The organism is Endozoicomonas sp. ONNA1, from assembly GCF_024606325.1.
In the GTDB taxonomy this organism is placed as follows: Bacteria; Pseudomonadota; Gammaproteobacteria; order Pseudomonadales; family Endozoicomonadaceae; genus Endozoicomonas_A.
The window spans coordinates 1-5,350 of record NZ_JAHHPN010000932.1; the positions used below are offsets into that span (position 1 = coordinate 1).

A 5,350-nucleotide genomic window follows, 5' to 3' on the forward strand; every position below is an offset into this window, starting at 1 on the left:
TTATTGGATCACTCCCCGGCCAGTGAGCCCAGAATAAATTCTTTATACGGTTTTCTGGGGGAGCAAAAGTATTCCTGAACTTCAGTTTTAATTGCCCCTTTATTCTCTTGTGATGGCACTTTCTGCCATATCACGGAAGATTGTCTGCTTTTATGGGCCTTCTGCCGAACAGGAACAAAGTGAGATATATCGCCCGCCGGGTTTGCTTCGGCTGTCAGGCCTGCGCATCCATACCCACCGCTATGAGCCCCATCGTTGTACCATTCGGTTCCGGGGCTGGCGTCGTTTTTACACAAGCTTTCATGACGCAGGCTTCCAGACAGCATCACTTCTGATGCAAAGGTTACTGGTTGCCCGGGCGATTCCTGAAATCGGTAGGAGACTTTGTCATAAGTAACATTGATCTGATAATACTTTTTGTCAGTGACCAAAATGTCTCTGGGTAGCAAAGTTTCATCCCCCAAAGATTCCAGGAAATAATCTTGTTTTCGACTCGACAAAAGGCATCCGCTGACGTTATCGGGTGTATTGGCCAGCATACCAACCAAGGTACTGGTTTTGCCATTCAACATAAACTTGACTCGACAGAACCCGGTCAGTTGCTGATCATTGCAGCGGAACTTTTTGGTGAAAGGTGCCGGCAATGGAGAAATACAAAATTGGGTTGCAGATCCATAGGGATAAGCCGGATCATAGGCTGTGTTCAATGGAAATAGTGCTGGTTGGAGGTCGGCATTATCAACAAGGTGCAGGGAATTGGTATCAAGGAAAGTCGCTCCTGCCCACAGATACTTCAGCTTTTTCTCTGGATCAACATAGTTATCCTCGCTAATACTAAATGGAACTAGATTGTATTGATCGATAATTGTTTTCTGATACTCCCGGGGAGCCGACGTGGCTTGCAACAGTTCGCTTAAATTACCGCTGACATTACTCTGACGTAATGGGAAATGATCGGGATTTTTTGTCTCTGCTTTCGCGTGGCCTAAAACTTGTATCGAGGAAGCAACCCCGATCATGTAACCTGCTGCAAAAAATAACACACCCGAAGCCGCCAGCGCCTCATAAAGCTTTTTATTTCTTGATTGTTCTGAATACGCGTACGTACGCAATCCGATGCCTTGCTCAACCGCAAAAACTATACCATCGTAAGTGATGAGAATGGACAACAACGATACGGGTAAAGCCCGTAAAACTCGTTTCATACTTTAAGCTCCTTGACGTTGAGATCCTCCCTGACCTAAACAACGAGAATTCCTACAACCAGGCCGTCATACACGACCGCATGTATCACTTACCCAATATCGGGATACGCCTTGTTCGGCAATCTGCCCCAACCCTCGGATTTTTGAAAAACACGAACAGAAAACGGAAGGTATTTTTCTTTTCCTGTCAGGTAGAGTAATCACTAAAAACGCCTGACGGGGAAAAGTTAGCACAGGGCGTTTACTTTGCAAGCCGAGCTTACATCCCCGTTCTCAAATTACGAGATTTTAAGCTGATTCAATAAAAATTAATTCTTATAAAGTTCAACTATAATTGGCAACCTGAAGTAAAATCATAAACAGGCTATTAAGGTACTATGGTTATTAAAAAACTGATGGGCAGCGTTAACAAAAGCTCTACTAATAAGTGTTGCATCAAAAAAAAAGTCAATTTAAAGCACTTGTACTCGCTCTTTTGTATACAGCCTCTCCGGTTCAGGCAGGAAATGAGGAACAGAAGCACTCTTACCAGCTGGTAAGAAAAAAACTGCTGGATATCTATCTGCAGATTAAAAGCGGCCATGATGCTGATTCAGCTAGAAACGTATTGCCTGCAACCTATATTTTTGCCCTGTGGTCGAGATGCAGAGACAATTTTAATTTTTACACTCACGTAAGGGAGGATCTGACAAGGTGTGATTACAATAAAAAAACGTATAACTACCTTGAACTGGAAAAGTCGACCGTACGCTTTGCAACTCAGGCCTCTAACGTGTTAAGCCTTCACGACCTGCTTGAATATGAACCTGAAGATCCCAACGCCACTCCTTCTTTCTGGCATTACGTTGATCGTAGAGACGTTGAAGATAAAACAGATATAACCGGGCTACTTTTTCAGTACTTCACTGAATACCCCGAAAAACTGATACAGCTTCTTAATTCAGACATTATTCATCCGCTGCCCGGTTTTTTTTCAAGACGTGACAATACGTCAGAGCTTTATTCAATGGCTATACAAATAAGGCTTATGCTCCTTAACAATGAGGACTCTGTACCGAAACCGCCAAGCGACTTTCTCCTGGCCTATTCGGTATCACCCGTTTGTGGTCCAATGCAGTCAGATCAGGCAGAAAGTAGCGATCAGGAATCAGAAAAAAAATTGATAGCGTTGACACATCAGGAAGAAGGTTTCGTTGGGAGGCTCGTCGATGCGCTTGGCCTGGGTGAGGATTTCACCCTGGCTGATCTTTTTGAACGTTTATCACAAGAACTCAGTACCACTCATTTCGACAATATGACAACAGCTGACCTGTTAGACATTATTAAACAGAAGCCAGCCAATGCCGAGACCGAATTGGCTGCCTGGGAAATGCATAAATTATCCAGCTCGGTCATTCAACTAAAGGTAGCAGTGTTTGAAATCATAAAATCAACTTACATGGACCCACTTATCCTTCTGCAACGGAGACGGACAAAGAGGTGGATGCAGGACCCGGACCTGGAGTTGGAACGGCAACGGAAATTTGTACGGGAACAGGAGAAAGCCCTGAGACTATTTGTCAACCGGCACATATCAAGTATTTATGCTTTAGTCCGACTTTTACCGGATCACAATGAGACACAGCTGGCTTTTAACCCCCAGGATTTTGTTATGCTGAGTGCAGTCAGCTATTCGGCTCTGAAAAACTCTGCGAACAAATATAAAAACGGGCAAGCCCAACAGCAAGGGCGTAGCACAGAAAACCAAGTCTTCCCTTTTACATCGACACCTGATTTCACAGGTCTCAACGCCGATCATCGCAGCAGGAATGACAGCGAAAAACCCCGGGGATTCTTTATGATCAGCGCGGGTAAAGAAAGACTTCCAGAAGGAATCAAGGAGGTTGTTGTTAACTCTCCAATAACAGCACCTGAGTTGCTTAATGAAGGGGTTGCCAGCCTTGGCACGGACGACCTGAGCATTTCGAAAATGCTGCAAGTGATGTTCAGCATTGGTTTTCTGCGCCCCGGTTACAGTGAGATTGATGTCGTAAACTTCATTGCTGCTTATAGCTACTCTCCCCTGCACACCGCACTCTGGGTATCAATCTTTCATGCGATTGGCATTGGCAACGCAACGGTTCATCCCCATATGCATTACATAGACGGTTATCAAAGAAAATTCATATTTAACCACCTGGCCCGTGAAGATATTGCGAACCGGCTATCAGCTATTCATCAAACACTCAACACGAAGACCACAGATGGGTCTGAATATACCCGGCAACTCAATGAATTTCTCGAACAAAAACAGCTGACATTGGGCGATACTCCCGGCGATGGACACTGTTTTACCCATGCACTGGCACAGCAATTACCCGATTACGATGAAGAAAGCGTCAGGCGTGAGTTACAAAACTATCTTGCCTCCCCCTCAAGCTATCAGGGCTATGTTCCCGAAAGCATTATGTCTTTAGCCCCAGAGCTTTTAGCCCAAATATCATCGGACGGGCCAGAGGGCTGGGTGGATATATCCATGGCTGCCTTCGCTTCTCTGGCATTCGGCAGAAGAGTTGTTGTAATACACCCGCAATTCAACCATAGCCCTGATTTGCAGGTGACCGTATGGAACCAGGGCCAGCCGGAAGAGATTAACCCTGCCGATACACCTCAATATATTGATAATGCGTTGATGTTAGTATTCATCAATACAAACCACTGGACTTATGCCTATCACGAAGATCCGTTCTCCTGGCAACCCAACAACATTAATGCTGACGAATTGACTGATGTTCCATCTCTGGAAAATAACTTAGGGAGCAACGGGCTCCGATTTTTAATGGCACAATAAGAAAGACAAAATACTTCATTTTTTCAGGCAAAAAAAACCCGGAATCAACCGGGTTTTTTTTATAAGACGCAAGTTGCTTATTTACCAAGCTTCTTGCGAATGGCCTGCAGAGTACGGAGCTGGGCAGCAGCTTCAGCCAACTGGGTTGCCGCACGGGAGTAATCAAACTCTCCGCTCTGATTAGTCAGCTCCTGTTCAGCCAGTTTCTTGGCTTCTTCAGCAGCAAGCTCATCCATATCGTCTGCACGCAGGGCCGTGTCAGCCAGAACCTTAACCTGATTAGGCTGCACTTCCAGAAATCCACCTGAGATGTAGAACACTTCTTCTTCACCACCCTGAGTGATCAGGCGGATTGGTCCCGGGTTCAGATCAGTCAGCAGAGGCGCGTGTCCGGGGGCAATACCCAAATCACCCAGAGAACCGGTAGCAATAACCATCTCTACCAGTCCGGAGAAGATCTCCTCCTCGGCGCTAACGATGTCACAGTGAACCGTGATCGCCATTTGTGTCACCTCCTCTTATGTTCACGAATGAACGTTAAACCGGAAATGCAGGAGCCATTTCCGGTGCGGGGTGACGCTCATGAAAAACAGAGCGCCCCGGACATTACATGGACTTGGCTTTCTCGATCGCTTCGTCGATTCCACCGACCATATAGAATGCCTGTTCAGGCAGGTGATCGTATTCACCAGCCAGAATCCCCTTGAAGGCACTGATGGTGTCTTTTAGGGAAACGTACTTACCAGGCGCGCCGGTGAAAACTTCCGCGACAAAGAACGGCTGAGACAGGAAACGCTCAATCTTACGAGCACGGGTTACGGTCTGTTTGTCGGTTTCAGACAGTTCATCCATACCCAGAATCGCAATGATATCTTTCAGCTCTTTATAACGCTGCAATACAGTCTGTACACCACGAGCTACGTCGTAGTGATCCTGACCGATGACCAGAGGATCCAGCTGACGGGAAGTAGAGTCCAGAGGGTCGATCGCAGGGTAGATACCCTTGGAGGCGATGTCACGACTCAAAACGACTGTCGCATCAAGGTGCGAGAAGGTGGTCGCCGGAGACGGGTCAGTCAAGTCATCCGCTGGTACGTATACGGCCTGGATAGAGGTGATGGAACCGGTCTTGGTAGAAGTAATACGCTCCTGCAGGACACCCATCTCTTCCGCCAGAGTTGGCTGGTAACCTACCGCAGAGGGCATACGACCCAGCAGAGCAGAAACTTCAGTACCCGCCAGGGTGTAACGATAGATGTTGTCGATGAACAGCAGTACGTCACGACCTTCGTCACGGAATTTTTCAGCCATAGTC

Annotated in this window: 3 protein-coding genes and 1 pseudogene; 1 reads left to right on the forward strand and 3 read right to left on the reverse strand. The window is 46.6% G+C overall.

The window, feature by feature from the left end:
* Positions 1–8: 8 nt before the first annotated feature.
* Complete coding sequence (locus KDK19_RS22285) at positions 9–1,205, reverse strand: hypothetical protein (RefSeq protein ID WP_257292981.1); 1,197 nt, start codon at positions 1,203–1,205, stop codon at positions 9–11.
* Between the two features lie 427 nt (positions 1,206–1,632).
* Here KDK19_RS22285 and KDK19_RS22290 point away from each other — a divergent pair, with 427 nt between their 5' ends.
* On the forward strand, positions 1,633–4,035 hold the full coding sequence (locus KDK19_RS22290) for a hypothetical protein (RefSeq protein ID WP_257281895.1): 2,403 nt from the start codon (positions 1,633–1,635) through the stop codon (positions 4,033–4,035).
* Positions 4,036–4,112: 77 nt separating this feature from the next.
* Here KDK19_RS22290 and KDK19_RS22295 read toward each other — a convergent pair whose 3' ends face one another.
* A complete protein-coding gene (locus tag KDK19_RS22295; protein WP_062260759.1) occupies positions 4,113–4,538 on the reverse strand; it encodes a F0F1 ATP synthase subunit epsilon in 426 nt (141 codons plus the stop codon).
* Positions 4,539–4,641: 103 nt separating this feature from the next.
* Positions 4,642–5,350, reverse strand: a pseudogene (locus KDK19_RS22300) (F0F1 ATP synthase subunit beta); the annotation flags it as partial.

Bases quoted from the DNA above. Each gene is read 5' to 3' on its own strand.
- KDK19_RS22285 (WP_257292981.1), bottom strand. From the start codon at position 1,205: ATGAAACGAGTTTTACGGGCTTTACCCGTATCGTTGTTGTCCATTCTC.
- KDK19_RS22295 (WP_062260759.1), bottom strand. From the start codon at position 4,538: ATGGCGATCACGGTTCACTGTGACATCGTTAGCGCCGAGGAGGAGATC.